The sequence below is a fragment of the Mesorhizobium sp. M7D.F.Ca.US.004.03.1.1 genome, from assembly GCF_003998635.1.
Lineage (GTDB): Bacteria > Pseudomonadota > Alphaproteobacteria > Rhizobiales > Rhizobiaceae > Mesorhizobium > Mesorhizobium loti.
Map to the genome: position 1 here is coordinate 1 of NZ_RZQG01001575.1, position 728 is coordinate 728.

The following is a 728-nucleotide window of genomic DNA, read 5'->3' on the forward strand; positions in this document are numbered from 1 at the left end:
TCCGTAGACAGCCCACATCTGACGACGCGTCTCGCGACCGTTGGTCGTGATGCGGATGGTCTGGCCACGGCCGTCATCGGCCACCGGCAGTTTCTCGACGAGCCCATCGGCCTCGAGCCGGGCCAGCAGCCGCGAAATGTTGTATTGCGCAAACAAGGTGCGCTCGATCAGCTGGAACGGCCGCAGCCCGCCCTCGCCCGCCTCGGCAAGCTCGTGCAGCACGTCGTACCAGGCAAGCGGCGGCAGGCCAGCGGCCTTCAACGCCTCTTCAGCGCTTTCCATCAGCTGGCGCGAAACCCGCATCAGGCGGGCCCAGGCCTTGATGGCTCCGGGCGAAGGCGTGGCTTTCTTGGTCATGGTCCAACATAGGCGATAGATGCAGATGCATCAAGCTTGACGATCGATGCGCATGCATCTACATAGATGCAATTGCATTAACTTTGGAAAACCCGATGAACCACAAGCTCATTCTCGTCAGCCATCATCTGTGCCCCTATGTGCAGCGCGCCGCGATTTCACTGGCCGAAAAGGGCGTGCCGTTCGAGCGCGTCGACATCGACCTCGCCAACAAGCCGGACTGGTTCAAGGCGATCTCGCCGCTCGGCAAGGTGCCGCTGCTGCGCGTGCAGCGAAATGGCGAGGAAACGGTGATCTTCGAATCGGCCGCCATCCTCGAATTCCTCGAAGAGACGCAGGCCAACCCCCTCCACCCTGCCGACCCCTATGCC

2 protein-coding genes are annotated in these 728 nt (G+C 62.1%); one reads left to right on the plus strand and one right to left on the minus strand.

The genetic code is table 11. The features are described 5' to 3' along the window. The coding region (locus EN935_RS38800) for a helix-turn-helix domain-containing protein (RefSeq protein ID WP_164771864.1) at positions 1 to 357 on the minus strand (357 nt) is incomplete at its 3' end. 95 nt (positions 358 to 452) lie between these two features. Between EN935_RS38800 and EN935_RS38805 the strand changes: the two genes are divergently transcribed. After that, positions 453 to 728: glutathione S-transferase family protein (locus tag EN935_RS38805; RefSeq protein ID WP_164757899.1), on the plus strand; the 276-nt coding region annotated here is incomplete at its 3' end.